Source organism: Bacillus sp. FSL R9-9834 (assembly GCF_038006905.1).
Classification (GTDB): Bacteria; Bacillota; Bacilli; order Bacillales; family Bacillaceae_G; genus Bacillus_A; species Bacillus_A pacificus.
In genome coordinates this window covers 275,001-277,500 of record NZ_JBBOWD010000001.1, presented here as the reverse complement: position 1 = coordinate 277,500, position 2,500 = coordinate 275,001, and the positions used below count along the sequence as shown (strand labels likewise).

At 41.2% G+C, this 2,500-nt stretch carries 2 protein-coding genes and 2 rRNA genes (2 of these 4 only partly in view); all 4 read right to left on the bottom strand.

Going from position 1 to position 2,500, the window contains the following annotated elements; translation table 11 throughout:
* A protein-coding gene (locus MKY00_RS01575; protein ID WP_016716308.1) for a DsbA family oxidoreductase crosses the window boundary here: on the bottom strand, positions 1-73 show its start. The gene continues 659 nt to the left of window position 1, outside the view; only the first 73 of its 732 coding nucleotides appear in the window; the start codon lies at positions 71-73; its stop codon lies beyond the left edge, outside the window.
* A gap of 171 nt (positions 74-244) precedes the next feature.
* Positions 245-1,198, bottom strand: a complete 954-nt coding sequence (locus MKY00_RS01570; protein ID WP_016716307.1) for an alpha/beta hydrolase — start codon at positions 1,196-1,198, stop codon at positions 245-247.
* Positions 1,199-1,421: 223 nt separating this feature from the next.
* A 5S ribosomal RNA gene (gene rrf, locus MKY00_RS01565) occupies positions 1,422-1,537 on the bottom strand.
* Between the two features lie 49 nt (positions 1,538-1,586).
* A 23S ribosomal RNA gene (locus tag MKY00_RS01560) occupies positions 1,587-2,500 on the bottom strand; it runs 2,008 nt beyond the window's last position.

Sequence of the window (2,500 nt, the reverse complement as noted above, 5' to 3'; positions counted from 1 at the left end):
AAGCCATCTCTAATCTACGTTTCCCAATGTAGCAAAATGGACACACAAAATCTGACCATACTTCAATTTTCATAGAAACACCTCATTAACATGTAGTTGTCAATCATTGTAGCACCGGCACTAAGGAATTCAAAAATTTATGCTTCAAGCCTTATATACTACAACCTAAAATAAATTTATAAATAGAAAAACGATAATCAAAAGTATTACCTTCTGATTATCGTATATGTAAATCTAATTATACTTAAATATATCTTCCCACGAACTTCCATACGGTATTCCAATATGCATTTGAATCTATCTTCTCAGCTTCTCCATGTCCAGCACCTGGAACAATTAATTTCTCTTTTTCTACTTTTGCAGCATTATATACTTCATCTAACATTTCAAAAGGAACAAATGTATCCGCATCCCCGTGAATGAATAGCATCGGTGTTTTACTTTTCTCAACTTGTTTTACAGCTGAAGCTTCTTCTAAATCATATCCAGCTCTTAATTTTGTAACCGTATTAGCCGCATTCATAACAGGAAACTTCGGTAAATGGAATAAATCTTTTAGTTGATAAGTAAATTCACCAACAACAGTTGAGTATCCACAATCTTCAATAATAACTTTCACGTTAGAAGGTAAATCTTCACCTGAAGTCATCATTACAGTTGCCCCTCCCATTGAAACACCAAATAGTGCTATTTCAGCATTGGGGTCTTTCTTTACAATTTGTTGGATCCAAATCAAAATATCTTTACGATCGTGCCAGCCCATCCCTATATAATCACCTTCACTATTTCCATGCCCACGAAGATCTGGCGCTATAACGTTATATCCTTGTTCATAAAAATTCCGGATATATTTCGTCATTTTTGATGCCCTACTATCATATCCATGAACTACAATTGCCCATTTATGGCTAGATTGTTTATTCATATATTCATAACCTGTTAATTTCAACTTATCGAAAGAATTTATGTGTAGTGTATTAGGTTTATGATTTGATACAAAGTTCGCATCCTTTTCTTCACTTGTAGCCAACACATCTCCTGATGCATTCACAGTTTCTACCAAGTGAGGGTTATCCTCTAAAAACTCTTTCTCTTGTTTCGCATTCAACGCATAATTATAAAAATAATTCCCGACTAACATATACACAATCGCTAGAAGGACTAAGGCTACTATAGTAATTATACCTATCTTTTTCATGTTATCTCCTTTTAAAAAATTAAATCTTCCTATATTAAAGTACTTCAAAAAATAACTGTACTATTTTAACATACCGATAGGTTGCTTCCACAAAAAATAAAATAGAAAATCTTAAACTACATATCGAAATTGATGAAAGAAATTGAATATAAAAGAATAACTTGAGACTGATAAGAAGTTAGAAACACAAAAAAGACGAGTCATTCTGACTCGTCTTAAGCTTGCTTGGCGACGTCCTACTCTCACAGGGACAAGGTCCCAACTACCATCGGCGCTAGAGAGCTTAACTTCCGTGTTCGGTATGGGAACGGGTGTGACCTCTCTGCCATCATCACCAAACTATGAAGGCATATTCCTTCAAAACTAGATAACATTTGCTTCATATTATATGGTTAAGTCCTCGATCTATTAGTATTCGTCAGCTCCACATGTCACCATGCTTCCACCTCGAACCTATCAACCTGATCATCTTTCAGGGATCTTACTAGCTTACGCTATGGGAAATCTCATCTTGAGGGGGGCTTCATGCTTAGATGCTTTCAGCACTTATCCCTTCCGCACATAGCTACCCAGCTATGCCCTTGGCAGAACAACTGGTACACCAGCGGTGCGTCCATCCCGGTCCTCTCGTACTAAGGACAGCTCCTCTCAAATTTCCTACGCCCACGACGGATAGGGACCGAACTGTCTCACGACGTTCTGAACCCAGCTCGCGTACCGCTTTAATGGGCGAACAGCCCAACCCTTGGGACCGACTACAGCCCCAGGATGCGATGAGCCGACATCGAGGTGCCAAACCTCCCCGTCGATGTGGACTCTTGGGGGAGATAAGCCTGTTATCCCCGGGGTAGCTTTTATCCGTTGAGCGATGGCCCTTCCATGCGGAACCACCGGATCACTAAGCCCGACTTTCGTCCCTGCTCGACTTGTAGGTCTCGCAGTCAAGCTCCCTTATGCCTTTGCACTCTACGAATGATTTCCAACCATTCTGAGGGAACCTTTGGGCGCCTCCGTTACACTTTAGGAGGCGACCGCCCCAGTCAAACTGCCCACCTGACACTGTCTCCCGGGTCGATAAGACCCGTAGGTTAGAATTTCAATACAGTCAGGGCGGTATCCCACCAGCGCCTCCACCGAAGCTAGCGCTCCGGTTTCAAAGGCTCCCGCCTATCCTGTACAAACTGTACCAAAATTCAATATCAGGCTACAGTAAAGCTCCACGGGGTCTTTCCGTCCTGTCGCGGGTAACCTGCATCTTCACAGGTACTATAATTTCACCGAGTCTCTGGTTGAGACAGTGCC